The organism is Rhizobium vallis (genome assembly GCF_003985155.1).
In the GTDB taxonomy this organism is placed as follows: domain Bacteria; phylum Pseudomonadota; class Alphaproteobacteria; order Rhizobiales; family Rhizobiaceae; genus Rhizobium; species Rhizobium vallis.
In genome coordinates this window covers 63,161-87,645 of the sequence record NZ_ML133694.1, presented here as the reverse complement: position 1 = coordinate 87,645, position 24,485 = coordinate 63,161, and the positions used below count along the sequence as shown (strand labels likewise).

The window sequence follows — 24,485 nt, the reverse complement described above, 5'->3', positions numbered from 1 at the left end:
ATGAAATTTCTGGCCTTGCTTTTCTGTATCGTTCTCGCCTTCATCGGCTTGGGGTTGGCGGGTGCCGGCGCCTGGCTGCTCAGCCTCGGCGGCTCGCCCTATTACGCGATCGTCGGGCTTGCCTATCTGGTTGCCGCGCTGCTGCTGTGGCGCCGGAAGGCATCAGGCGGCCTCATCGTTCTGCTTGTCGCCATTTTCACGCTTCCCTGGGCGCTATGGGAGTCGGGGTTCAATTTCTGGGCGCTCTTCGCGCGCCTGATGTCCCCGCTAGCGCTGGCGGGCTTTGCGCTTCTCTTTGCCCCGTCGTTATCCCCGGCGGCCGGCCGGAAGCTTTTCTATGGCGGCGCTCTGCTCACGGCGATTCTGTTTGCCGCCGGTTTCGGCCTCAGCTTCATTCCACATGGCGTCATCCGCCCCTCCGCAGATATCACCGCTTATAAATCCGCAAAGGGCGACAATTCTCCGGCAGACTGGACATCCTACGGCCGTACCACGGCGGGAGGCCGCTATTCCCCCTTCGATCAGATCAACCGCGGCAATGTTTCCAAGCTGGATCTCGCCTGGACATATCGCACCGGAAAGAGCGAAGGCGCCGATCAGAACACGCCGCTGCAGATCGGCGATACGCTCTACACCTGCACGCCGACGGACGTGATTGCAGCGCTGGACGCAGACACGGGCAAGCCCCGCTGGACCTTCGATCCCAAGGCGACGGCGCCGTATTGGCAACGTTGCCGCGGCCTCGGCTATTACAAGATGCCGAAAGAGACCCAGTCTGCCGACGGCCTTTGCAACGAGCGTCTGGTGCAGACGACGATCGATGCCCGCCTTCTGGAGATCGACAGCCGGACCGGCGCGCCCTGCACCGGTTTCGGGGACAATGGCACCGTGCAGCTGTCCCAGGGCATGGGCGAGGTCAAGACAGGCTATTATTTCCAGACGTCAGCGCCGCTGATTGCCCGCAATCTGATCGTCGTCGGCGGCTGGGTTACCGACAATCAGGAAACAGGCGAGCCCTCGGGCGTCATCCGCGCCTTCAACGTCGTCACCGGCGAGCTGGAATGGGCATGGGATCTCGGCAATCCTGAGATCACCAAGCTTCCGCCGGAGGGCCAGACCTATACGCGGGCGACGCCCAACATGTGGACGACGGCCGCATTCGACGACAAGCTCGGCCTCATCTATGCGCCGCTCGGCAACACCACACCCGACTATTACGGCGCCAACCGTCCCGCCTTCGCCGATCAATACAATGCGACATTGGTGGCGCTCGATGTGACGACCGGCCGGGAAAAATGGAAGTTCCAGACCGTGCATCACGATATCTGGGACTATGACCTGCCGGCCCAACCGGCGTTGATCGACCTGCCTGACGGCAATGGCGCCATGGTGCCCGCTCTTCTGCAAACCACCAAGCGCGGGCAACTTTTCCTGCTCAACCGTCTGACCGGCCTGCCGCTTGCCGAGGTTCAGGAGAAGCCGGTGCCGCAGCAGGGGGGCGCGCCGGAAGAGAAATTGTCTCCGACCCAGCCCTATTCCGTCGGCATGCCGACGATCGGCGCGGAGCGCGTGAGCGAGCAGACGGCCTGGGGCCTGACGATGTTCGATCAGTTGGCCTGCCGCATCGCCTTTCGAAAAATGCGCTACGATGGCGATTTCACCCCGATCGGGACGCAGCCTGCGATCCAGCAGCCCGGAAATCTCGGCGGCCTCAACTGGGGAAGCTTTTCCGTCGACCTGCCTAACAACCGGGTCTTCATGAACGATATCCGCGTGCCCAGCATATTTGCCCTCGTTCCTCGCAATGAATATGTCGATTTTGCCCTGACGACGACCGCGCATGGTCCCTCCGCCCCGCAGCGGGGCACGCCCTATGGCATGACCACCGAGATGTGGACATCGAGGCTCCGCGTCCCCTGCACACAGCCGCCGTTCGGAACGGTCACGGCTGTCGATCTGAACACCCGCAAGATTGCCTGGCAGGTGCCGGCCGGAACCGCCGAAGAGCTCGGACCGTTCAAGATCAAGACCAAACTTCCGATGCCCATGGGCCTGCCAAGTTATGCCGGCACCTCGGCGACAGCCGGCGGCGTCGTCTTCTTTGCCGGCTTCCAGGACTATTACATTCGCGCCTATGATGCCGAGAACGGCACTGAACTCTGGAAATATCCCCTGCCCGTCGGCGCGAGCGCCACACCGATGACCTACATCTCGCCGAAGACAGGCAAGCAATATGTCCTGATATCGGTCGGCGGAGCGCCATATTCGAAGGACATCGGCGACTACGTGCTCGCCTTTTCTCTAAAGGACGGGGATTAACCGCTCAAATCCTGGAAATCGCGTCACATCCAGACTCGGGAATCGGCGACGTCAACGGCCACTCTGTGCTATTTTGTCCGACGAGGAACAAGGCTATGAGCGTGTCGCGAAAACTTGCGGCGATCCTGGTCGCGGATGTGGTCGGCTACAGTCGTCTCGCCGGTGCGGACGAGGATCGCATCCTGGCGCGGCTGCGAACACTGCGCAGTGATGTGATCGATCCCACAATCGCCGTGCACAATGGCCGCATCGTCAAGCGTACCGGAGACGGAAGCCTCATCGAGTTCCGCAGCGTTGTGGACGCCGTGCGTTGCGCGGTCGAAGTCCAGACTGCCATGGTCGAGCGCAACACTGGTGTGCAGCCTGAGCATCGGATCGAATTTCGGGTCGGGATTCATCTCGGTGATGTCGTGGAGGAGAGCGATGGCGATCTGATGGGGGACGGCGTCAATATCGCCGCGCGGTTAGAGAGCGTCGCCAAGCCTGGCGCCATCTGCCTCTCCGAGGACGCCTATCGCCAAGTCAGAGCGCGGCTTGATCTTGCGGTGACCGATCTCGGCCAGATCCATCTTAAGAATATCGCCGAACCCATGCGGGTTTATTCCCTTCAGGTCGGAACCGTCCTGCCGCCGGCGCGACAAGCACAGCCGCCCGCAATGAAAATACCTTCGGTTAAAGCCGTTCCCGATAAACCCTCCATCGCCGTGCTGGCCTTCAACAACATGAGCGGTGACGCCGAACAGGAGTATTTCTCCGACGGCATCAGCGAGGACATCATCACCGACCTCTCGAAGCTGTCCGAGTTGCACGTGATCGCCCGCAACTCGTCCTTCGTCTACAAGAACGTCACAGCGTCCGTGCCTGACATGGCCAGGGCGCTTGGCGTCCGCTATGTTCTTGAGGGCAGCGTGCGCAAAGCTGGCAACCGGGTGCGTGTCACGGCCCAATTGATCGACGCCAGCAATGGCGGACATATCTGGGCCAGCCGGTTCGATCGCGATCTCACCGACATTTTTGCGGTTCAGGATGAACTCACGCAGGAAATCGTGGCGGCGCTCAGGCTGAACCTGCCGCACGGCGATCAAGATCGGTTGGCGCAAGGGCGCCCGGTTGATGTCGGCGCTTATGAGCTCTTATTGCGTGGCCGCGAGCAGGCATCGACCCATACCCGAACCGGAAATATGGCGGCCCGCAGCCTGGCGGCGGATTCTCTGGCGATCGATCCAGAATATGCAGCGGCCCGGGCACTCCTGTCCTTTACCCATGTGCTCGACTACGTCAACGCCTGGAGCAAGGATCCTGAAGCCTCGCTTCGCATGGGCATGGATCTCGCGCAGCAGGCAGTGGAAATGGCCGAGGAACAGCCAAACTGCCACTTCGCGCTGGGCGTGGCCTGCATGTGGAACCGAGAATTGGATCGGGCGCGGGCGGAGGTGTTGCGAGGCCTCGAGCTTTCGCCCAACTCTGCCGAACTCCTGATGCTGATGGCCCATATTCAGATATTCTCCGGCGATCCCGCGGCCGCCCTTGAGACACTTGACGCATCGATGCGGCTTGACCCGCACCATCCGGAAATTCTTCTCCAATTTCTCGCCGATGCGCGATTTTCTCTCGGCGAGTATGAGCAAGCCATTGTTGCGATCGAGCGACGGCTCCAACAAAACGCCCAATCGGAGACGGCCTATGCCCTGCTTGCCTCATGCTACGGCCACCTCGGTCGGTTCGAGGAGAGTCGAGAGGCCTGGGAGAAGGCGCTTCAGATAAACCCTGATTTCTCCATCGAACGCCGCCGCCGCGTCCTCCCATTCCAAAATCCCGAGGACTTTAACCGCCGCGTTGACGGACTCCGCAAGGCAGGACTGACGCTTCAGAATGATGGTCGATGCTGAGAGAACCTGGTGCGGGCCCATACCGGTAACCGGCGGGGAAATCATGATCTTTCAAGGAGAGGCGGGCGGCAGTAGAAACAGCGTAAGGCCGAAGATAGCGTAGACCGCAAGTGCTAGAACTCCGATATACCACACACCTCGACCACCGTTCGACAAGAGCGATGCAGCCATTGTCGCAATAAGCACCATCGTCACCGCACCCGGCCAGATTTCCAGCGACATCGGCTCCGGACCGAGGAAGTAGCTTGTGATGACAAGCACAGGAGCGACGAAGAGAGCAATCTGGGATGCGCTTCCAAGTGCGATCCCAATACTCAAGTCCAAGCGATTTGCGCGCGCCGCGGAAAAGGCTGTGGTCATTTCGGCAGCACCGCCGACGAGTGCTACGACGATGAAGCCCACAAAGGCGGGCGTCATTCCTATATTCTGGGCGGCGACTTGAACGGAGCCAACGAAGATTTCGCTGATAAACGCGACCAGCAGCGTGACAATGACGAGGACCGTTACGGCGATCTGAATCGGCCAAGCATGATGCTCTTCCTCCGCCTGCGCCGCGCTCGCAAAGAGTTCTCGATGCGTCTTCAGAGAAAAGAGCATTCCCAATGCGTAGACCGCAATGAGGATGATGGCCAGCCCAAGACTGAGTTTTTGGGACAGCGCTGACGTGTGATCCACGCTGGAGATCACGGATGGAACCAGCACGGCAACCGTTGCAAGGAACAACAGGCTGGCCTGGAAGCGAGCGCTGATACGGTTGAACTCCTGGACATGGTGTTTTAGCCCGCCCAAGAGAAAGGCGCCTCCCAGCATAAAGAGAGTGTTGGTGACGATCGCCCCTGCAATCGACGCCTTCACCAGGAGATACTGACCGGCCTGCAGGGCAGCGAGCGAGATCACAAGTTCTGTGAGATTGCCGAGCGTAGCGTTCAGCAAACCTCCGATCGCATCTCCCGTCCGAGAAGAAACCGCTTCCGTTGCGCGACTGAGAAGTGCGGCCAGCGGTATGATCGCGAGGATCGACAGAGCGAAAAGTAAAGTATGGGCTTCTGGCAAAGCCATATCGGTCAAGATGACCACCGGGACAAAGATCAGCAATACGAGGAGCGGCGCGGCGCGCACTTCATCAATCGCAGCATTCTTCGCCGCCATCAGGCGCGAGCTTCCCGAAAAATTTGTCTGCCGAAGGTTGTTCAAGGCACCCTCCAGTCGGATGGATCATCACCAAGCATATCCCCATCAAGAGCAGGTGCATTGATTACGCTCAATGCAGAAGGCGAGCGGGCTGGTATGTTCGATTGGCTGAGCTCGCCCCACGCCTATCCGCAATGTCTTGCGACGATGTGACGATCATCTATCCGTTTGACAGGGATGATGCTGAATTGGAGGCACCGTGTTCGTTAGACTTCTTCTGGTGACCGCCCTGATAGCAGCCACGGTGGCAACACAAGCCGCCGCTATGGCGGGCGGACTTCGGGTCTTCGGTCGCTTGGAGCCGCAATTTCTCAATCGCTATCCCACCGCAGTTACCGTCGTCTGGGTCAGCTATCTCCTTGTGCCCATAATGATCGACGTCTGCCTCTGGGCTGCGTTCTACTACTTATCCGGCGCGCTCCCGACCTTCGATGACGCGACCTACTTCTCGATCGTCACGTTTACGACGGTCGGCTACGGAGATATCGTACTGGCAAAGGACTGGCGTCATGTCGCGGCATTTGAAGCGATCAACGGCTGGATTATATTTGGATGGGCCACTGCCCTGATAATGTCCGTGATTCAGCGGCTGTACTTCCGTCCAGAGGTAGAAACGGGGAAGCGCTAAATACCGTCTTCCAGCACCAGCCTGAAACGGCTCGACGCCACATAGCATACCGACATTTCGACAAAAGCTCCGTCCGGCTCACCGATCTCGGGTCTTCAACAGTCGATCACAGCGGATTGCGCAATCAGTTTTTCGACGCCTCGCTGTTCTGCACAGGCAGGCCGGCCGCTTCCAGTCCGGCAAAAAAACGCTTCTGGTCCTCGGTTCGCGCTAGCCGCCTGGCAACCTCGCGCCTGACATTTGGAATGAGCGCCGGAGATCGGGCCTCGATCCAGTCGAGTTGCTCCTTTGCGTCAGCCGCTTTTCCAAGGCTACCGAGGATGGAAAGCAGGACCAGGCGATGCATGGGATTGTAATTCAAGTCCGACATGCGAGACCATAGTTCCGCTGCCTGGTTGTCGCCCCGCATGAAGGCGCAGAGCGCCATTCCCACTTCGTAATATCCGCGCGGCCCGGCATTCTTGCCGACCGCTTCCGAAATCAGTTCGCAGCCCCTGTCCCAATTTCCAGACATCGACAAGCGCAGACCATATTCGCCCGCGACTTCAGTGTCGTTCGGATTGCTGGCATAGGCGGCCTCGCCGGCCCGCAGGGCTCCGGTCGGATCATTGCCGAAGAAGTCTGCGAGCATCAGCGCCTGCAAAGCGCGCGCATTCTTCGGATCAAGCCGCACGGCGCGTTCGGCAAGATCCTTGGCGATATCAAGCGTCGCGACGGTCGGTTTCGTGTCGAGCTGGTACGGAAAGCGGAACTCGTCCAGATAGGTCAGCGACAGAAAAGCCGCGACGCTGGAATCGGCAGACCGGTTTTCCAAAGCCCGCTGCAGGCAGGATTTTGCCACCTCATGTGCCTCAACGGTCATTTCGCTGCGGTAGCTGTAGTAGGACAGAATGCAGGAGAAGGCATCCGTGCTTCCGGCAATATTGACGGTATCGGTCTGGAACATGACGCCGAACGGACGCGCGACTGCGGTTGCGATATCGTCGGCGAGGCTTGCCTGCGTTTTCAGGATGCCCTGCACTTTCATATCGGCATCGTAATTGTTCGCCCAAATGACGGCGCTATCCGCCCGCCGCACGAGCCTTGCCGTCGAACGCAGGGTGGTGTTTTCCAAACGTACACTTCCCTGGAGGGCATAGCCTGGATCGGACAAGGCCTGGCCGTCTCTACTCCGTGGCAGGGCGGCGGCGACGACGATGTCGTTAAAGGGGACGAGCTTTTTGATGATCTCGTCGGTAATGCCCTGGGAAATGTCCGATGCGAGGGGTCCGTCAGAGGCACTTTCGAAGCGTTCGACAATGATGGTTGGACGATTGCCGGCTGTCGAAAATGGATCATTTCCGGCATTGAACGATCTCGCATACTGAAACACTGCGGCTGCGCAAACGACGATGACAATCGTAATTCCTGCATAGAACCATTTTCGGGATTGCCGGTTGACCGGCACTCCAGGCAAATTGGCCTGCTGCCCGCTATCCGCAGTAACCGGCGCCTGACGTGAATGCCCCGGTTTCAGCATCTCCGCAGGCTCGACGTCTTGCCTCACGTCGAAGACCGGAACGTAACCGCCTCTGGGAATTGTGATGACGACCCGATCGGCAGTGCCGTCGGTCAAGTAATAATGCTCCAGTTCCCTTCTGAGCCGCCCCGCCTCGATGCGGACACAGGGATCCTGCTGGGCATCGAAATTCGCGTCTCGGCCGAAGACCGCCTGCGCGATCGTGAAAGCCTTCAGATAATCGCGACGACCTGAAAGCGTTTCAGTCACCACAAATTCGAGGAACCGTCGCGCACGCTCGGGAAGACGAAACTCCGGGCTGGACAGGATGGACTCAAGTTGATGCTCCACCTCTTCCTGCGAAGGGATGCTGCCCGCAGCTTTTTCAACGCCTGCATTTGTCATCGGCTCCCCCAAGATCCCGATTGCAAACAGCCCCTGCAGTATACTGATATTAATGATAGACCTTGGTGGTTGCCACGGCAACGTCATCCAGCCGAAAGTGTAGGATACCGTATCCTACCGGAGCGGACGCGTATTTTACTGCCTTCGTCTGCTTTCGCGCTCTATCATCACCCTCGCATTTTTGCATTTGCAGGAGGCGGCGATGACATCACCTGAGACGTCCAAACCCCAACCCATGAGCAGCGCAGAGGATTTGCGAAAGCGTGCTCTGGAACTCCAGCTTCTGGAAATGGAGCGCAACGAGAAGATCAAGGCCCGTGAAGCAAAGAAACACGCTGAATTCGTCGAGGATTTTTTCCGGAAACAAATCGGCGAGAACGAACGCGCCGTCATCAAGCGGCTGGTGATGAAGGCGGCGGCAGATGGCAAATATGAGGCGCTGATCTATAGTTTTCCGTCGACATTCTGCTCGGATAGCGGCAGAGCCATCAACAACAACCTGCCCGGATGGCAGAAGACCCTGCAGGGAAAGGCAAAGGAACTTCTCGAACTGTTCGAGGAGATCGCCAAGCCGCAGGGCTATGGGCTCAAGGCGATGATCATCAACTTCCCCGACGGCATGCCCGGAGACGTTGGCTTCTTCCTCACGTGGGAACCGCCTGTCGACTGAGCGGAGCAAAGAAAAATCATATGAAAAGAATGGGAGCGCCGGCCGTCCGCGAGGACGGCCGGCGCTTTAAGAATCCTATTCCCTTACAACAGTCCAGTTCGCATCCGGATTGAAATCCTTGATCGCCGCAGCGCGCTCTTGCGTCGCCGGCCCCAGATCCCGCTGGTAGATGACGCTCATTCCATTGACCATGAATGTCTGCACGCCGGTCACCCTGTATTTGACCGGCCAGGCGATCAACGCAAAACCGCCGGTCATATAGCCGTTGACGACATAGCTTTGCTTGCCCCCGACGACGTTATCCCCCTGGGCGGTCAGAATACGATAGCGATAGCCGAAATAGCCCTCCCCGCGCTTGGCGGCGCCGAAGGCGGCCGTTTCGACGAGCGCGCTCGCCGGGCTCTCCTCGGGATAGACGCTCGGATCCCAGTACAAGCCGTCGAGCTTGCCTGGACTGCTGATCAGTTTCTGTGCGAACTCGTAAATCCCGTTGCCGTCGCGATCTTCGGATGCAAATTGATACTGGGCCGCGACATATTCGTGCATGGTGTCGATGGTGGCGAGTTCGTTTTCACCGACGCGGCGATTGACGATCTCATCCAAGCCGCGCTCCGTATTGAAGGACCATTTGCCGTCCTTGCCCTCCGTCAGCGGAAACGGCAGGGGCCAGAGCCGATCGCCGATTGTGACGATCTTCATGCCGTTGAAATCCCGCAAAGCCGCCTGCCGCTCAGCGCCTTCGCGGATCAATCCGTAGGCGATCATCGCCCCATTGTTGGAACGCAGCTTGTCCGCCTTTAGGCCGAGCAGGCCAGCGAGATCCTCGATATTGTTGGAGGCGAGCACCGATTTCAGGCGGTCGAGGGCAAGTGAGGGACTGTCGAATTCCGGCGGGGGCGTTGCCGCCTTGTATTCGGTCAGATCCGTCTGCGCCTGCGCAAGCGCCGGCGTTGCCGACATTGCGCCAAGCGCTGCTGCGAACATGAGCGGAATTACGGTCGATTGGCGTCTCATAACATCACTCCCTGAGCTGAAAAGAGATCTCACCGCCGTCCGCCGCCGCCACGACCGCCACCGCCGCCGCGACCACCACCACCGCCGCCACGCTGCGGCGGCCGATGCTGAGGCGGACGGGCCGCCTGGCGGTGGGCGCCCATGCTCTGTGCGCCCCGGTTCGAGGAGACGGCCTCCCGGCGACCGGACTGAGGATTGCCGAGCGCGCTCGGCTGGCGTCCGCGATTGTCGGGTCTGTTGGCCATTTGCGGCTTGTTGGGCCTGTTGACGGATTTCTGCGCGGGCTTGTTCGGGCGATTGGCGGCGTTCTGCGGACGCGCCTCGGGCCGCGATGCGTTCGGCCGATTGGCCGCTCCCGGCGTCTTTGCCTGCGGCTTGTTCTTCAGGCCCTGAACCGTTCCTTTGCGGATGTCTTCGGCGCGCGCTGCCGTTCCACGATTGCCAGGCCTCTGGGTCGCCTGGATATCTGCTGCTCTGTTGCGCAACTGGTTGCGATTGTCGGCCTGGAGACCTGATTTGATCGCCGACCGGTCAATCTTCGAGAGCTGATCCTTGCCGATGCTGAGCTTGCTGCGATCGACATTGTTCCAATCGACGTCGTTCCACTTCATCTTTCCGTTGAAATTGCGGTCGTTCAGACAATTGTTGCAATCGATGTCGATATCGCCACCCCAGCGGCCGCCCCACACGCCCCAGTCGTCCCAGTTTACGATGGCGCCCCAAGTCAACCCGGTGACCGCGGCGGCAAAGAACCCCGCGCCGGGATAATAGTAGTTGTCGTAAGAGTCGGGGTAGTAGGAGATCGGTTCCGACGCATAGCCCGGTTCATAGAGCATTTCCGGCGGATATTGCGGGATATAGATCTTTTCGGGGTCGGTCGGCCGGATGATGATATTCTCGTTTTCGGTGACGACGGTCACCTTGTCGTCCGTCTTGATGATGTTCTTTGCCACCGCCTCGTCGCGAAGCTGCTGAATGGCAATCAGGACATCCTTCTGCTGATTGGCGAGCGCATCGGCAAGCGATTGGGTCCAATCGAGATCCTCGCTCATCATCTTCACGATATCAGGATAGTTGAGCAGGGAAACGACGCTGCCGTCCCAATCGCTCTTCGGCTTGAGGTCGGAATTCTTCTTTTTCGCCTCCAGAAAGCGCTGCGCCTCGATAATCTGGACGGGAAAGAGCGAGGCAGCCGAAATTGCCGCGACCAGCTCGTCCGGATAGAGGGCGATGCGCGCCACAAGCACCTCCAGTTCATCGTCTGAGAGGAGTGTGGTGGCAGGTTGCTCGACACTCGTCTGCGCGGGTGCGGCTGCCGGCGCAGGAGTCTGCGCTCGCACCGGGAAGGCTGTCTGCAACGCGATGATTGCCAGAGCCGACAATCCACCGATTAGTCGGCCACCAAGCAGCTTGCTGGAAATTGCTTTCATCGCGTGAACCTCCCTTGGATCATTTGAATGACAGATATGCGCTCACGGAGACTTCGGGCCGGTCGGCGGCGACCGCCTGAGCATGACTACTTTGGACTGGGCGATCGCCTCCCCCATCTCTTTCTGCAGGGCTTCGACGAGCCCTGCATATTCCTGCCGCCGCGCCTCCCGAACCGTCTCGGGCAGCCGCTCGACATGCGCCAGAGCCTGCGCGGCGGCAGCGAGATCCTCGCACATGCTGTGAAAAGCCTCGCTTACATAGAAGAGCCGCTGCACCAGCCGCTTCTGCTCGGGAAAATAAGTCTCGGCCGTCTCGAGGGCGGACAAATATGTCGAACCGTTTTCTCCCGACCCCATCTCCGCCCCCGCCGCCGAACTGCGCTCAGCAGATGGAAAACTATATAACAGCCAGGTCGGCGGTAGGCGTAAAATACGCGATCCTACGCCAGCCGGCCTCGAGGCACAGGGCTCGAACGGCATCCGCCTCGCCGATCACCCTTCGCGCCTTTATGCGCAGACGATCTCCGCTGATTGGTCCGGCTTCCGACATCTCGATAGAGGTTACGCGATGCTACGGGCCTCTACGCCGAAACGGGCCTAATATTCCCTGTCGATAGCGATCAAACGGCTCGGCCATGCCAGCCGGAAGGGAGCGGCCGTGTTTCTGGACTATTTTGCCTTGGGCGTGCTGGTCTTTGTCGTCGTCACCCTGTTTTACGCGGTGATTGCGATCCACGACATCCCGCATCTCATAGCCAAGGCGCGAAATCACCCCCATCAGGACGCCATACATGTTGCCGGATGGGTCAGCCTCTTCACGCTTCATGCGATCTGGCCGTTCCTGTTCATCTGGGCGACGCTCTATCGCGAGGATCGTGGCTGGGGCATCCGCCGCGACGGCAAGCTGTCGCCGGAAGCTGAAGCGAACGCGGAAATTGCCCGTCTTCATGCGCGGATCGCCGAACTCGAGGCGCAAACGGCTGAGCCGGAGAAGGAGAACGCCTGATGGAACTACTCCTCATGCTGACTTATGCCGCGATCTGCTGGACGATCTTCAAGTTATTCAGGATCCCGGTAAACCAGTGGTCACTCGCAACTGCCGTCCTTGGCGGGATATTCATCATCTCGGGCCTCGTGCTTCTGATGAGCTACAATCATCCCTATTCAAGCGATGGGCGCATCTATTTCACGTCGGCTCCGGTCATCCCCGTGGTGGGAGGCCAGGTCGTCGAAGTTCCCGTCACGCCGAACGTGCCGTTGAAGAAGGGCGATGTTCTCTTTCGCATCGATCCCCGGCCTTACCAGTTTGCGGTAGACCAGAAGAAAGCCGCGCTTGCGGAAGCCGAGCAATCCGTCCTGCAGCTGAAAGCCGCTCTCGATGGCGCCAATTCGGCGGTCACGGGCGCCGAGGCCTCGCGGGACAGGTCCTTGCAGGCTTTCGAAAAGTTCCAGGCGTCGAACGAGAATGCAAAGTCGAGCGGCAAGGGCGCCGTCTATTCCGAACTCGAAGTCGAGAACCGGCGCGGCATCTACCTGACCTCGGAGGCTGCGGTCGAAACCGCGCGCGCGCAGGCCGCGCAGGCAAGGCTTGCCTATGAATCCGAGATCAACGGCACGAACCCGACGGTAGCGAGGCTGCAGGCCGAGCTGAACAATGCCGCATACGAACTCGACCAGACGGTCGTGCGGGCCCCGACCGACGGTTATGTCACGCAGGTCTTCCTTCGGCCCGGAATGATGGCCAATCCCCTTCCCCTCAGACCGGTCATGGTCTTCATCGACAGCCAGGACCGCATGCTGGCGGCAGCCTTCATCCAGAATTCGCTCCAGCGCGTCCGCGTCGGCGATGAGGCGGAAGTCTCCTTCAAGGCGGTACCGGGAAAGATATTCAAGGCGCGTGTTCAGGAAGTCATCGATGTGATGGCCCAGGGCCAGCTACAGCCGAGCGGTGCGTTGATCGACCCGCAAGCGCCCGAACGTCTACCGCCCGGACAGACGCTGGCTCGCATCGAACTGCTCGAAAGTACAGCTGATTATCAGCTGCCCGGCGGCGTTGTCGCGGAGGTCGCGGTCTATACGCATCACTGGCATCACGTCGCCCTCCTCCGCAAGGTGCTGCTGCGGATGAGCGCCTGGACGAACTACGTCTTCCTTGAACATTGAAGCAAAGCTTGGCACCTCCCGGCGATGCGAGCGGAGCACGAGACGGCAGGGGAGAGGTTGAGAGCATAAGGAGCCAGCGGTGATAGGTAGTCTTCCGATGTTGCGAGGCTTGACCGGCTTCAGCAGGGATTGGCTCCGCAGCGATATCCCGGCCGGGCTGTCGATCGCCGCCGTCGGCTTGCCGAGCGCCATCGCTTATCCGGCGATCGCCGGTCTGCCGCCGGAAACCGGCATTTATGCCAGCATCGTCGCGCCAATCGCCTACGCGATCTTCGGCCCCTCCCGGCTGCTCATCGTCGGGCCCGATGCCGCGACGATGACGGTGCTTGCGGCAGCGATGGGTACCATCATTGCCGCCGAGCCGGCCGGCAGCAGCGTCGATCGGGTTGCCATCGCTTCGGCGCTTGCCCTCGGGGTCGGCATCTTCTGCATCGCGGCCAAACTGCTGAGGCTCGGTGTTCTCGCGAGCTTCCTCTCCCGTCCCATTCTGGTCGGCTTCTTCGCCGGGGTGTCGCTCTCGATCCTCGTCGGACAGATCGGCCGTTTCACCGGCGTAAAAATCGAATCCGAAGGATTGATCGCTCCGCTTGTCGAAATGCTCGCCAAGAGCGGCCTGATCCATTGGCCTTCCCTCATTCTCGGCCTTGCCATGTTCGCCCTGCTGTGGATCGTCAAGGCTCTTCACCTCAAAGTTCCTGGCCCCGTCCTGGTGGTCGTCATCTCGGTCGTTCTGTCGGCGATCTTCGACTTCCGCAGTTGGGGCATCGCCGTCGTCGGCGATCTGCCGAGCGGGCTGCCGAGCTTTACCCTGCCCGCCTTCCATCAGATGCCGCTCGACAAGATCGTGCTTGGTTCGGCCGCGATCTTCCTCGTCAGCTTCGGCGCCGGCATCGTGGCGGCGCGCAGCTTCGGGTCGCGAACCGGCGAGGAAGTCGATGCCAATCAGGAGCTGGTCGGACTTGGCGCCGCCAATATCGCACCTGGTCTTTTCGGTTCGTTTCCGATCAGCGTGTCGGATTCCCGTACCGCCATAAACCTGTCGACTGGCGGTGTCTCTCAGCTTGCCGGACTGGTTTCGGCTGCCACGCTGATTGCGGCGCTGGTCTTCCTGCATAGCGCGCTGCGCATCCTTCCGATCCCCGCGCTCGCCGCAATCCTCGCGACGGCGGCCATCAGCCTGATCGATGTTCACGAACTCAGGAAAATCTGGCGCATCAGCCGGATGGAATTCATCTTCGCGCTGATCGCCATGTGGGGCGCAATCAGCTTCGGCGTCCTCAACGGCGTCGTTGTCGCGGTGGCGGCCACCTTCGCCTATCTCCTGCGACAGACGATGTTTCCGCGCGACGGCCTTCTCGGCCGCATCGAGGGACGGCACGGCTTTTTCGATCTTCAACGCTTCCCGGAAGCTCGCCCCGTCCAAGGTGCAGCCGTTTTCGCGATCCAGGGCAGCATTTTGTTTTACAATGCCGACTACGTGCGCACGCGGCTGATCTCGGTGGCAAAAGAGCTTCCCGGCGACACCAAATGCCTGGTGCTCGATGCCAGCGCCATCACCCATATCGACAGCACCGGCGCGACCGCGCTGGAGGCCGTGGCCGAGATCCTCGTAGGACGAAACGTCATCTTCGCCATCACCGATCTCACTGACGACAGCCGCACCATTCTCGAGCGTGCCGGGGTGATCAAAACGATCGGCGCTCAAAATCTTTTCAACGGCAGGGAAGAAGCCCTGCGGACGCTGATCGGCGATATCGACCAGACCGGCAATGCCGCCACGGCGGGCAATGCATTCTGAACACAGAAGGAGGGAGAACCATGGACGAGAATTATGAGCCGCCACAGGCCGATGCAGATGCACCCCGCGGCGCCAAAGAAAAAAAGAAAAAGAAGTCATGGGATTATGAGAAGGAGATCGGCCGGCTGCAGGTGGAGCTGGCGCACCTGCAGGCCTGGGTGAAGAAGTCAGGCGCAAGGATCGTCATCATCTTTGAGGGACGCGACGCCGCCGGCAAAGGCGGCATGATCAAGCGGATCACGGAAAGGGTCAGTCCCCGCGTTTTCCGCGTCGTGGCGCTGCCCGCCCCCACCGACCGCGAGAAATCACAGATCTATATGCAGCGTTACATCGCTTATCTGCCGGCGGCCGGTGAAATCGTGATTTTCGACCGCAGTTGGTATAACCGTGGCGGCGTCGACCGCGTGATGGGCTTCTGCAGCGAAAAGAAGGCGCTGCGTTTTCTCGAACTCGCGCCCCGGTTCGAGGCGGCAATCGTCGAAAGCGGCGTCATTCTGCTCAAATATTTCCTGACGGTCACCGAAGAAGAGCAGGAGCGCCGCTTCAGGCGTCGGATCGACGATCCGCTACGGCAGTGGAAACTCAGTCCCATGGATGTCGAATCCTACCAGCGCTGGTGGGATTATACGCGCGTCTATGACGAAATGCTGCGGATGACCGACAGCAATCACGCGCCATGGTGGCTTGTGCCTTCGGACGACAAGAAGCGTGCGCGGATCAACTGCATCTCGCACATCCTGAAGTCCATTCCCTATGAACGGCTGAAGTTTGACGAGCCCGACCTGGGGAAGCGCCAGAAACGGCCGGCCGACTTCATCGAGGATCGCAGCATCCGCCACGTCGTACCTGATATGACGTCATAAGCGGTGCCGACCGGAAACTTGGCGGACGCAGCGATGGAGCAGACGGCCGATACGCCAGCGCCGAAGACCGACGCCGGCCAGATTTCGATAGAGGCAAGGGTAAGCGATCTCGTCCGATTGGGCATCATCGGACTTTTCGCCTACTGGACGATGGTTCTCATCGCGCCCTTCGCATTGATCGTCATCTGGTCGGCGATTCTTGCCGTGGCGCTTTTCCCGATATTTGCGGCGCTCTCGCGGCTGCTCGGAAACAGGCCGGTGATTGCGGCCATCATCATCGTCGTCAGCTGTCTGGTCCTGATCATCGCTCCGCTTGCCTTGGTGGCGGTCAGCTTCGCTGACGCCGTGCAGGCGCTGATCGGCAACCTGCGGACGGGAGAGTTTACGCTGCCCTCAGCACCGGCCGCCATCAAAGAATGGCCTGTCGTCGGCGAGCGCCTCCACGACATCTGGAACCAGGTCGCCGGCGATCTCGCCTCGGCCATGATCAAGTTTCAGGCGCCCATCCGTGAGGTCATGGGCGTAGTCGTGACGAAACTTGCCTCGATCGGCGGTGGCGTGTTGAGCTTCGTCATCTCGATCATGCTTTCCGGCCTGTTTCTCACACAGGCCACGCGCCTGGCATCGGCGATACAGGTGCTGGCGAGCCGGATCGCAGGCGAAAAGGGCGTCGGATTTGCCAGGCTGGCTGGAACCACCGTGCGCAACGTGTCTCGGGGTGTCATCGGCGTTGCCTTTCTGCAGACCCTGCTCTGCGGATTGTGCTTTGCTTTTTTTGACGTCCCGGCGCGCGGAGCCCTCACCTTCGCGGTCTTCATGCTCTGCCTCATGCAACTCGGACCCGCGCTGGTGCTGCTGCCGGTCATCATCTGGGCGTGGTTTTCCTGGTCGTCAACAACCGCCTTTGTCTTTACCTGCCTTGCGGTGCCGATCATGGTCGTCGACAATATCCTGAAGCCCGTTCTGATGGCGCGGGGCCTATCGACTCCGATGCTTGTCATCCTGATCGGCGTCATCGGCGGCACGCTTTCCCATGGTCTTCTGGGGCTTTTCCTCGGGCCAGTGGTGCTCAGCGTCTTTTACGAGCTGCTCAAAGCCTGGGCCTGGCCGCCGGCAGCGGCGACCGTTTCTGAAAACAGCCCCGCCGCGGATTTCACGGCCGAGTCCGAGCGCTTCAGTTAGGCCGCATCGGCAGGTTCACCGCCTGGTACAATAGACGACGACCTCCTGCTCTATTTCGTAGCAGAGCTGCTCATATTCCCTGACCAGCTTGTCCTCACTCTGTATTCGGAATCGTTCCAGCGCATCGACGGCAAGATCGTAGGTCTCGAACATCTCCCCGAGCGTCTCATTGGTCATGGTCGCCAGAAGATGACGGATATCAGGAAGGCGCAACATTAGTTTTCTGCGGCCGCATTCTCGGCTCATGAATCAGCCTCCGCATTCAAAGCACGTTTGCATTTGATACGAAGTCGCAGAGGGGCCGGATCGTTCCCGGCTCACAGACAAAATGTTTCGCGTTGAGAGAAAAATCCCTCTTGGATTGATATTTTATAGGGAAAAAGCCGTGAAGCGCCTCGGCGGGCAGCAAAACCGGAAGTGGCGAGCCGCTTCCGCCAAATTGACCCTCTGCATGTAGAGCCAGCGTCCACCTACTCCGGCAAGGCCGTCTGCTGGAAGAATGTCACGGTCGCTTCGTCGGGCGGTCCGAACCATGTCGTGAAGAAGGCCCGGAAATCCGGCGACGCGTAGGTCTGGCTCAATGCGCGATCGACGGCCAGGCGAAAATCCTCGTCCCCGCGCGCCAGTTCGAGGCCAAGCGGTTCGTAGGTGAAATAACGCTGCAGGACGATAAGATTGCCGGAGCTGTCGCTCCGTGCCGCTGCGTCCATCAGCAGTGGCATGTCGCCGAACAGCACCGCCGAGCTACCGTCCAGGACACGCTCGATCCCCTGCCGGTAGTCGCTGACCGGCGTCGCCGTCGCGGCGAGCTGGAAGGTCTTGATCCTGTCTGACAGCCACCCTTCGCTCGTCGTGCCGGCGATCGAGGAGAATGTCTTGTGTTCGAGGATCGTGCGGGCGGGGGAGCCCCGCCAGACGGGACGACTCGACGGTTCGCCATATTGCAGGACTTCCCGCAGCGCCAGCGGAGCGCTGGCGCTCAGCAGCGCGCCGGTGCCGCTCGGAAAAATCGGGATGGAGAACGAGACCTTCTGCCGGCGCGTCAGCGTCACCGGCTCGGCACCGCAGACAAGATCCGCCGCGCCGCTCTCAATCGCCTGTGTCTTGGAATCACCCGAAAGGGAGACCCATTCCACATCGAGCTTCGACAGGTTCAGCTGTGCCCTGAGACTATCGGCAATCTTGTTGCAGAGGGCGACGGCATAGCCGTCAGGCTTGCCCTGTTCGGCATTGAAGGAAAATGGCCGCGCGTCCGGATCGTAGCCGAATTTCAGCGCGCTGCTTGTCCTGACGCGGTCGAGCGTCTGCGCCTGTACGGGCGTGTTGAGGGCCGTCGCGGCGGCGACAGAGACGGCGATAATCGCCCAGTGACCATTTCTTCTCGACATGTCTGGTCCTCCCTCTTTTAGGCAACTGGCGCCCGGTTCGCGCCATCGACAAAACGCGGTGCAATCAGGCCGTAGATGATGAAGCCGATCCCCGTCACGATCATGCCGCCGAGCACCGCATCCTTGCCGGAGGCGTAGATGGCAAAGACGCTGTAGGCCATGCCGACAAGGGCGATGGTGGCGTTCAGGCGGTATTTCGCCTGTGGTACGCGGGCCGCCTTCATCATGACGAACAGCGCCGAAAGCGCGATGATGTAGGGAAGCACATTCGTCACCACGGCGAGATTGACGAGAGCCGAGAACTGTTCGCTGAGCGTCGGCGATATGGTCATCAGCGCGAGGCAGGTCTGTACGATGCCGAGAATGATCATGCCGCTGACCGGCGCCCCCATCTCGTTCACCCGGGAAAATATCGATGGAAACATCCTCTCTTCCGCGGCGGTCTTCGCCGTCTGGGCGATGGTGAATTGCCATCCAAGCAGGGAGCCAAGGCAGGCAAGCACCGCAAGCGCCATGATGATCGAACCAATGGTCGGATTGAACATCGTGGCATAGGCGAGCGCGAACGGCCCCGTGGAGGTGGCGAGATCCGCATTCGGCACGATGCCCTGAATGACCGTCGTCGACAGGATGTAGATGACGGCGGCGCCGAGCGTGCCGAACATGCAGGCGAGCGGTACGTCACGCTTGGGATTCTCGACGGCATCGGAATTCTGCGCGGCGGACTCCATGCCGAGGAAGGCCCAGAGTGTCAGCGAAATGCTCGATCCCATACCTTGCGCGAGCGTCAGGCCCTTCGGGTTCCAGGCTGCACCAAAGGTGCTGGAGCTGAACCAGAGCCAGCCGATGATCGACAGCAGCCCGACGGGAAGGATGACGCCCCAGACCGTGATCGATCCGATGCGGCCGGTGATGCGCGGACCGCCGAAATTGGCGGCCGTCGTCAGCCACAAAAGCACGATCAGCGCCAGGCAGGTCATGATCGGCGTGGAAGTCAGCACCGGAAAGAACCCGGCGAGATAACCGACGGCCGAAATGCCGATCGCAACATTGCCGATGGCAAGCGACAGGAAATACAGGAAGAACACCATGAAATAGCCGTCCTTCCCATAGGCATCCTCCGCATAGGCGGACATACCGCCGGGACGCTGGTTGAACAGCCCGGCCTGAGCAAAGCCATAGGCGATCGCCATTGAGCCGACGGCGGTCACGAGCCAGGAAAGGAGCGAGATCGCACCAACCTGCGCCATATTGGCGGGCAGCATGATGATGCCCGACCCCATCATGTTGACGGCGACGATGAAGGTGAGTTGCACCAGATTCATTTTTTTCTTTGCCGTGGCCTCGGCCGCGAGATGCATCGTGTTGTCGGTCATGATGAAATCCTCCCTGCCCCCTATTCGCGCACGACATATGTGTGGAATTTGATCCGCCCATCGATCCGCTCCTGGAACACGCCCTGGACCTCGTAGTTGAAGCCCGGAAACCGGTTGAAGGATTCTTCGAAGGCGAGGAAATAGTCCCGCATGGGTCGCGCCCGGTCGTCCCAGCGTTCTCCCGGCACGATCACGCCAATACCGGGCGGGTAGATCAGCGCCAGGGTCGCCGAAATGCGGCCGGCGGCTTCCGTCAACGACACATAGTCGACATTGTTGGCGACCAGCGCTTCATAGGCCTGTTTGGGTGCAATTGCCGGTTCCGGGAAGCTGTCGGAGCGGAAGCAGAGGCGTTGCAGCTCCTTGACGCCTGCCTCGCGATAGAAGGAATGCATTTCGCCGCAAACCTGGCGGACGGTATAGCCGGCATAACGGTCGCGATTGGCCGCAAAGACGGTCGGCAGCACCTCCTGCAGCGGTGCGTCGCGATCCCAGAGGTTCTTGAACTTGACGAGCTTGGCAACGAGCGTGTTCAGCTTGCTCTCGTCTTCGGCTGGAGTGAGCAGGAAAAGCAGGCTGTTGAGATCGCACTTTTCGGCGACGACCCGCTGCTCGCGCAGATAATTGGCAACGACGGTCGCCGGAATTCCGAATTCGCGATACTCGCCGGTCTTCCGGTCGATGCCGGGTGTCAGGATTGCAAGCTTGTTGGGGTCGACCATGGTGTAGCCGGGCGCATAGCCGGCATAACCATGCCATTTTGCCTGCGGATCGAACCGCCAGCATTGCTGCTCGCGCTTCAGCACATCGGTCGGTATATCTTCCCATCTGGTATCGGCGAGATCGCCGGTATGCTTCGAGCCCGAGACCGAAACCTTGTCCGGTACAAAGGGATCGAAGAACCATTGCTCTTCTGCACTCGCAGCCTTGGTCTCGTAGTGCTCCACAAAGCCGCGCAGCTTCTTGCGCACCTCGATCCCGAGCTCGATGCAGCGGTCCCAGAATATCTCACCGGCCTTGCCCTCATGCACCTTGGCATTGACATCGAGCGAGGCGAAAAGCGGATAGAAGGGAGAGGTCGAGACATGCATCAGCAGCGATTCATTGAAGCGCTTGTGTTCGACGAACCTGCGCTGGCCCTTGATATGTTCGTCCCGCTTATGGATCTGCGAAGCCTGGGAGAAACCAGCCCCCTGCTTGTGCACCGACTGGGTGGAAAACAAACCCGGCATATCGGCCGACAAGTCCTTCAGCCGCATTGGGCTATGGCCCTCGAAGAGCGGGTGGAAGGCATTGTAGCCGATCCAGGCCTCGTCCCAGAGCACGTAGTCGCAGAGATGGCCGATCTTCTCCATCACCTGGCTGACATTGTAGATCGTGCCGTCATAGGTCGCGAGCTGGATGCAGGCCAGGCGGAAAGGCCGATCCGCCTGCGCACGGTTCTTGTCGGTGACGAGCGGATGTTCCTCGATCTTTTGTCGCAGCCAGCTCTCGTCCCAGGCATCCCAGTCGACCGCGCCGATCATGCCGAAGGAATTGCGCGCGGTCGGCAGATAGATCGGGATAGCGCCTGCCTGAACCAGCGCCCCCTGATGCAGGGATTTGTGATTGTTGCGGTCGAAGAGCACGAGATCCCCGCTGTGCAGCACCGCATTGGCCACCACCTTGTTGGACGTGCTCGTTCCATTGAGGATGAAATAGGTGCGATCCGCGCCGAAGATGCGCGCCGCCTGCTTCTGGGCCTCCACGGCCGGTCCTTCATGGATCAGGAGATCGCCGAGATCGACATCTGCGTTGCAGAGGTCATTGCGGAAAATGCTCTCGCCGAAATATTTGAAGAAGAGCTGCCCGGCCGGTGACTTTCGATAGAACTGGCCGCCCTGATGCCCCGGGCAATCGAAGGCGATATTGGCCTCGCCGTCATAGGCCATCATGCCGCCGAAAAACGGCGGCAACAGCGACTTGCCGTAATTGACCGCGCTCGAAACGATCTGCTTGGCATAGAAGGTCGGCGTCTGCTGGCCGAGATAGACAAAACCGTCAACTTCGCCGGCCATCTCGACAACATCCAAATCCGCAATCGTCAGCGTATCGGCCATCACCCAGATCGGCGTGCGAAAGCCTATATCCCTGACCGAGCGAAGGAAGCCGCGCGCCGCCGGCAGCCGCCCGCCTTCGACCGAGCCAATATAGGCACCGACGTCGGCATCCTCCGATACGTCGGCGCAATAGTCGTCGCGCACTTCCACTTCGAAACCCTGGGCAGTGATTTGTGCCACCAGCGCCTGAGCCTGAGAATTATCGCGGTCGATGACGGCGACGATCTTCAGCATCTTGTGAAACGGAATGGCGACCGTCGGAGATTTCACATCACGCGGGATCATTCCTGCCCCTCCCCTGCAATGCAATCGACAAGGTAACGGCGTCCGCCGTCACCGGGCGCGAAGCGAAGGCCGTGGATATCGGTTTCGAAGCCAGGGAATTTGCGATCGAAGTCGCGGGCGTAGAGCAGGTAGTCCTGGATGGATTTCGTCGATTGGGTAATCCGCTCGCCCGGCATGATCAGCGGGATTCCAGGCGGATAGGGAACGATCATCACGGCGAGGATGCGGTTCATGAGATTGTCGATCTCGACGCTCTCGATCTTGCCCTTGACCAGCCGGTCGTAGGCATCGGCGGGACGCAGCGCCATGTCCGGCAGGACCGTGTACATCTCGCGCTGCGCCTTCGGCACATCGTCCTTGCGATAGATTGCATGGATCTGTTCGCAGAGGTCTCTCAGCCCCATGCCACCATAGGCTTCCGGATGCGCCGCGGCGAGTGCGGGCAGCGCCCGCGTCAACGGCGCGTTTGCGTCGTAGAGATCCTTGAAATTGAGGAGTTCGGTGACGAGCGTGCTCCACTTGCCGCGGGTGATACCCATCGAGAAAAGCACAAGGAAGGAATAGAGGCCGGTTTTTTCGATCTCGATACGCCTCGACGACAGGAACTTGGTGATGACGGCCGCCGGGATCCCGTGCTCGTCCATCACGCCGCTTGCCGAGAGGCCCGGCGACAGGATCGTGACCTTGATTGGATCGACCATGACGTGGTTTTCGGCAAGGCCGGCAAAACCATGCCAGGCATCGTCCGGCTTCAGGACCCAGTCTGCATGCGTGTCGCTCGGCGTCTGCTCGGCGACCGTCGGCTCCCAGACGTCAAACCACCAACTGCCTTCGGTCTGTTTCCTCACCGCATTCATCGCGCGGCGGAAGCTGATCGCCTCGTCGATCGTCTCCTGCACCAGCGCGCGCCCGGCCGGCTGCTCCATCATGGCGGCCGCGACATCGCAGGAGGCGATGATGCCATATTGCGGCGAGGTCGAGGTGTGCATCATGAAGGCTTCGTTGAAGCGGGTGACGTCGAGACGCTTGTTCTCGGCATGCTGGATGTGGATCATCGATGCCTGTGACAGGGCGGCCAGCAGCTTGTGCGTCGAGTGCGTGGCAAAAGTGATGGCGTTCTGCGATCGGGCGGGCTGGTTCGACGAGATCCCATGAAAGCCATCGTAGAATTCATGGAAGTTGGCATAGGCATACCAGGCTTCGTCGAAATGCAGCACCTCGACCGCATCACCGAGCGATGCCTTGATCGCATCGACATTGTAGCAAAGCCCGTCATAGGTCGAATTGGTGATGACCATGAGCCGGACCTTGCCGCTCGTCTGCCCTGCAAATGGGCTGGCGGCGATCTTGCCGGCGATCGCCTCAGGCGTGAACTGATCCTTCGAAATCGGGCCGATGATTCCGAGCCCGTTGCGCGACGGCGTCAGATAGATCGGCGTCGCACCCGTCATGATAAGAGAATGCAGGATGGACTTGTGGCAGTTGCGATCACAGAGCACGAGATCGCCGCGCCCGACCGTGCCATGCCAGACGATCTTGTTTGCGGTCGATGTGCCGCCGACGACGAACAGGGTCTCGTCCGTACCGAAGATGCGCGCCGCATTGCGTTCGCCCTCGGCGATAGGCCCGACATGATCGAGAAGCGAGCCGACGCTGCCGACAGATACTGATATATCGGAGCGCAGCGTGTTTTCGCCGAAGAACGTATAGAAGAGCTGGCCGACCGGGCTTTTGCGAAAGGCGACACCGCCGCCGTGGCCGGGTGTGTGCCAGGAATAGGCGCCCTCCAGCGTATAGTCCATCAGCGCCTTGAACATCGGCGGCGGCAGCCTGTCGAGATAGTTGCGGGCGGCCTGCGCGATGGCGCGCGCCATGAATTCCGCCGAATCCTCGAATAACCGGAAAAAGGCATTGGCGTGGCGCAGCACTGCAGCCGGCACGTCTTCAGCGGTCGTGTCATCGCCGAAGAGGAAGATCGGCAGACGGTCGTTTCTTTGCCGTTTTGCGGCCAGCACCTCTCCCAGCACCTGCCAGCGCGTGGCCTTGTCCTCGGTTCCATCGACGGAGACCAGCCAGCAGGATTCAGTGTTGAAGACATGGACCAGACGACGCGCGTCCGCGTAGGAAACGCCGGAAACGATCCGGAATCCTTCCTTTTCGATGGCTGAGGCCAGATCGCGCATGCCACGGCCGGCAGCGCTCTTGCCGTCAAAATCCTCGTCAATCACGGCGATCGGAAATGCTGTCTGGAATTCCATGAGTTCCTCCAGAAACCGAGGGGCAAGGG

General features: G+C 60.2%; 19 protein-coding genes. 9 read left to right on the top strand and 10 right to left on the bottom strand.

From position 1 onward, the window contains the following. Together EFQ99_RS23275 and EFQ99_RS23270 are read left to right on the top strand one after the other, a co-directional pair. Entirely contained in the window at window positions 1-2,319 is a 2,319-nt protein-coding gene (locus EFQ99_RS23275; protein ID WP_126923577.1) for a membrane-bound PQQ-dependent dehydrogenase, glucose/quinate/shikimate family, read from the top strand. A gap of 101 nt (window positions 2,320-2,420) precedes the next feature. Beyond that, on the top strand, window positions 2,421-4,208 hold the full coding sequence (locus EFQ99_RS23270) for an adenylate/guanylate cyclase domain-containing protein (RefSeq protein ID WP_126923806.1): 1,788 nt from the start codon (window positions 2,421-2,423) through the stop codon (window positions 4,206-4,208). Window positions 4,209-4,259: 51 nt separating this feature from the next. On the opposite strand, the gene cax is transcribed toward EFQ99_RS23270, so the two are convergent. Next, the gene (gene cax / locus EFQ99_RS23265; RefSeq protein WP_126923805.1) at window positions 4,260-5,357 is read right to left on the bottom strand and encodes a calcium/proton exchanger; all 1,098 of its coding nucleotides are present in this window, start codon (window positions 5,355-5,357) and stop codon (window positions 4,260-4,262) included. Window positions 5,358-5,598: 241 nt separating this feature from the next. On the opposite strand from cax, the gene EFQ99_RS23260 reads away from it, so the two are divergent. Further along, window positions 5,599-6,027: a potassium channel family protein gene (locus EFQ99_RS23260; RefSeq protein WP_245441565.1), complete on the top strand. Its 429-nt coding sequence runs from the start codon at window positions 5,599-5,601 to the stop codon at window positions 6,025-6,027. Between the two features lie 124 nt (window positions 6,028-6,151). On the opposite strand, the gene EFQ99_RS23255 is transcribed toward EFQ99_RS23260, so the two are convergent. Beyond that, the gene (locus tag EFQ99_RS23255; protein ID WP_126923576.1) at window positions 6,152-7,930 is read right to left on the bottom strand and encodes a hypothetical protein; all 1,779 of its coding nucleotides are present in this window, start codon (window positions 7,928-7,930) and stop codon (window positions 6,152-6,154) included. Window positions 7,931-8,132: 202 nt separating this feature from the next. Between EFQ99_RS23255 and EFQ99_RS23250 the strand changes: the two genes are divergently transcribed. Further along, window positions 8,133-8,600 (top strand): hypothetical protein, encoded by a 468-nt coding sequence (locus EFQ99_RS23250; RefSeq protein WP_126923575.1) that lies wholly within the window; start codon window positions 8,133-8,135, stop codon window positions 8,598-8,600. A gap of 75 nt (window positions 8,601-8,675) precedes the next feature. Here EFQ99_RS23250 and EFQ99_RS23245 read toward each other — a convergent pair whose 3' ends face one another. From EFQ99_RS23245 to EFQ99_RS23235, 3 genes are read right to left on the bottom strand one after another with little or no spacing between them, the layout of a single operon-like run. Further along, window positions 8,676-9,614 carry a DUF2950 family protein gene (locus EFQ99_RS23245; RefSeq protein WP_126923574.1) on the bottom strand — a complete coding sequence of 313 codons (939 nt, stop codon included), beginning with the start codon at window positions 9,612-9,614 and terminating at the stop codon, window positions 8,676-8,678. Window positions 9,615-9,643: 29 nt separating this feature from the next. Then, window positions 9,644-11,044 carry a DUF3300 domain-containing protein gene (locus EFQ99_RS23240; protein ID WP_126923573.1) on the bottom strand — a complete coding sequence of 467 codons (1,401 nt, stop codon included), beginning with the start codon at window positions 11,042-11,044 and terminating at the stop codon, window positions 9,644-9,646. Between the two features lie 42 nt (window positions 11,045-11,086). After that, on the bottom strand, window positions 11,087-11,401 hold the full coding sequence (locus EFQ99_RS23235) for a hypothetical protein (protein WP_126923572.1): 315 nt from the start codon (window positions 11,399-11,401) through the stop codon (window positions 11,087-11,089). Between the two features lie 301 nt (window positions 11,402-11,702). Here EFQ99_RS23235 and EFQ99_RS23230 point away from each other — a divergent pair, with 301 nt between their 5' ends. The 5 genes from EFQ99_RS23230 to EFQ99_RS23210 all read left to right on the top strand — a co-directional run bounded on the left by EFQ99_RS23230 (window position 11,703) and on the right by EFQ99_RS23210 (window position 17,050). After that, window positions 11,703-12,050 (top strand): DUF3302 domain-containing protein, encoded by a 348-nt coding sequence (locus EFQ99_RS23230; protein ID WP_126923571.1) that lies wholly within the window; start codon window positions 11,703-11,705, stop codon window positions 12,048-12,050. Beyond that, on the top strand, window positions 12,050-13,207 hold the full coding sequence (locus tag EFQ99_RS23225; protein WP_126923570.1) for an HlyD family secretion protein: 1,158 nt from the start codon (window positions 12,050-12,052) through the stop codon (window positions 13,205-13,207). The genes EFQ99_RS23230 and EFQ99_RS23225 overlap by 1 nt, the downstream gene beginning before the upstream one ends. Before the next feature lie 79 nt (window positions 13,208-13,286). Next, window positions 13,287-15,005, top strand: a complete 1,719-nt coding sequence (locus EFQ99_RS23220; RefSeq protein WP_126923569.1) for a SulP family inorganic anion transporter — start codon at window positions 13,287-13,289, stop codon at window positions 15,003-15,005. Between the two features lie 20 nt (window positions 15,006-15,025). Next, window positions 15,026-15,868 (top strand): polyphosphate kinase 2, encoded by an 843-nt coding sequence (gene ppk2 / locus EFQ99_RS23215; protein ID WP_126923568.1) that lies wholly within the window; start codon window positions 15,026-15,028, stop codon window positions 15,866-15,868. A 33-nt stretch (window positions 15,869-15,901) separates the two neighbouring features. After that, a complete protein-coding gene (locus tag EFQ99_RS23210; protein ID WP_126923567.1) occupies window positions 15,902-17,050 on the top strand; it encodes an AI-2E family transporter in 1,149 nt (382 codons plus the stop codon). 15 nt (window positions 17,051-17,065) lie between these two features. Here EFQ99_RS23210 and EFQ99_RS23205 read toward each other — a convergent pair whose 3' ends face one another. The 5 genes from EFQ99_RS23205 to EFQ99_RS23185 all read right to left on the bottom strand — a co-directional run bounded on the left by EFQ99_RS23205 (window position 17,066) and on the right by EFQ99_RS23185 (window position 24,456). Continuing rightward, complete coding sequence (locus EFQ99_RS23205) at window positions 17,066-17,296, bottom strand: hypothetical protein (protein WP_126923566.1); 231 nt, start codon at window positions 17,294-17,296, stop codon at window positions 17,066-17,068. Window positions 17,297-17,520: 224 nt separating this feature from the next. After that, the gene (locus EFQ99_RS23200) at window positions 17,521-18,438 is read right to left on the bottom strand and encodes an amino acid ABC transporter substrate-binding protein (protein WP_126923565.1); all 918 of its coding nucleotides are present in this window, start codon (window positions 18,436-18,438) and stop codon (window positions 17,521-17,523) included. A gap of 17 nt (window positions 18,439-18,455) precedes the next feature. Continuing rightward, entirely contained in the window at window positions 18,456-19,814 is a 1,359-nt protein-coding gene (potE, locus tag EFQ99_RS23195; protein WP_126923564.1) for a putrescine-ornithine antiporter, read from the bottom strand. Between the two features lie 20 nt (window positions 19,815-19,834). After that, window positions 19,835-22,198 (bottom strand): ornithine decarboxylase, encoded by a 2,364-nt coding sequence (gene speC / locus EFQ99_RS23190; protein WP_126923563.1) that lies wholly within the window; start codon window positions 22,196-22,198, stop codon window positions 19,835-19,837. Further along, window positions 22,195-24,456, bottom strand: coding sequence for an arginine/lysine/ornithine decarboxylase (locus tag EFQ99_RS23185; protein WP_126923562.1), 2,262 nt, complete (start codon window positions 24,454-24,456; stop codon window positions 22,195-22,197). Before EFQ99_RS23185 ends, speC begins: the two co-directional genes overlap by 4 nt. Between the last annotated feature and the right edge of the window lie 29 nt (window positions 24,457-24,485).

Excerpts from the sequence above, each read along its gene's own strand:
- EFQ99_RS23185 (WP_126923562.1), bottom strand. The coding sequence starts at position 24,456 with ATGGAATTCCAGACAGCATTTCCGATCGCCGTGATTGACGAGGATTTT.
- EFQ99_RS23210 (WP_126923567.1), top strand. The coding sequence starts at position 15,902 with ATGGAGCAGACGGCCGATACGCCAGCGCCGAAGACCGACGCCGGCCAG.
- ppk2 (WP_126923568.1), top strand. The coding sequence starts at position 15,026 with ATGGACGAGAATTATGAGCCGCCACAGGCCGATGCAGATGCACCCCGC.
- EFQ99_RS23250 (WP_126923575.1), top strand. The coding sequence starts at position 8,133 with ATGACATCACCTGAGACGTCCAAACCCCAACCCATGAGCAGCGCAGAG.
- EFQ99_RS23200 (WP_126923565.1), bottom strand. The coding sequence starts at position 18,438 with ATGTCGAGAAGAAATGGTCACTGGGCGATTATCGCCGTCTCTGTCGCC.
- EFQ99_RS23225 (WP_126923570.1), top strand. The coding sequence starts at position 12,050 with ATGGAACTACTCCTCATGCTGACTTATGCCGCGATCTGCTGGACGATC.
- EFQ99_RS23235 (WP_126923572.1), bottom strand. The coding sequence starts at position 11,401 with ATGGGGTCGGGAGAAAACGGTTCGACATATTTGTCCGCCCTCGAGACG.
- EFQ99_RS23245 (WP_126923574.1), bottom strand. The coding sequence starts at position 9,614 with ATGAGACGCCAATCGACCGTAATTCCGCTCATGTTCGCAGCAGCGCTT.
- speC (WP_126923563.1), bottom strand. The coding sequence starts at position 22,198 with ATGATCCCGCGTGATGTGAAATCTCCGACGGTCGCCATTCCGTTTCAC.
- potE (WP_126923564.1), bottom strand. The coding sequence starts at position 19,814 with ATGACCGACAACACGATGCATCTCGCGGCCGAGGCCACGGCAAAGAAA.
- EFQ99_RS23205 (WP_126923566.1), bottom strand. The coding sequence starts at position 17,296 with ATGAGCCGAGAATGCGGCCGCAGAAAACTAATGTTGCGCCTTCCTGAT.
- cax (WP_126923805.1), bottom strand. The coding sequence starts at position 5,357 with ATGGCGGCGAAGAATGCTGCGATTGATGAAGTGCGCGCCGCGCCGCTC.
- EFQ99_RS23275 (WP_126923577.1), top strand. The coding sequence starts at position 1 with ATGAAATTTCTGGCCTTGCTTTTCTGTATCGTTCTCGCCTTCATCGGC.
- EFQ99_RS23240 (WP_126923573.1), bottom strand. The coding sequence starts at position 11,044 with ATGAAAGCAATTTCCAGCAAGCTGCTTGGTGGCCGACTAATCGGTGGA.
- EFQ99_RS23255 (WP_126923576.1), bottom strand. The coding sequence starts at position 7,930 with ATGACAAATGCAGGCGTTGAAAAAGCTGCGGGCAGCATCCCTTCGCAG.